This is a genomic window from Cobetia sp. SIMBA_158 (assembly GCF_046566945.1).
Lineage (GTDB): Bacteria > Pseudomonadota > Gammaproteobacteria > Pseudomonadales > Halomonadaceae > Cobetia > Cobetia amphilecti.
Genome location: NZ_JAWJYL010000427.1, coordinates 1 through 268, shown reverse-complemented (window position 1 = coordinate 268; position 268 = coordinate 1). Strand labels below are relative to the sequence as shown.

The following is a 268-nucleotide window of genomic DNA, read 5'->3' as shown; positions in this document are numbered from 1 at the left end:
GGCACATCGATGAGCTGGCTTCCAGGTCTGATGACAATCGCTCAGCACGAATCAAATGGAAATCCGAGAGCGATCAACTTATGGGATTCAAACGCCAAAAAGGGAACACCTTCTAAAGGCTTAATGCAAACCATTGGGCCAACGTTTAACTCCAATAAAGGTAAGGGCATGAATGACATTTGGAACCCAATTCATAATGCTGTTGCGGCCATTAACTATATTAAGGGAAGATATGGATCAGTCTTCAACACGCCGGGATTACGAAGTA

At 44.0% G+C, this 268-nt stretch carries 1 protein-coding gene; it reads left to right on the top strand.

Translation table 11 applies throughout. From position 1 onward, the window contains the following. A partial coding sequence (locus tag R2R70_RS20560) for a transglycosylase SLT domain-containing protein (protein ID WP_410978987.1) occupies window positions 1-268 on the top strand: 268 nt, incomplete at both ends.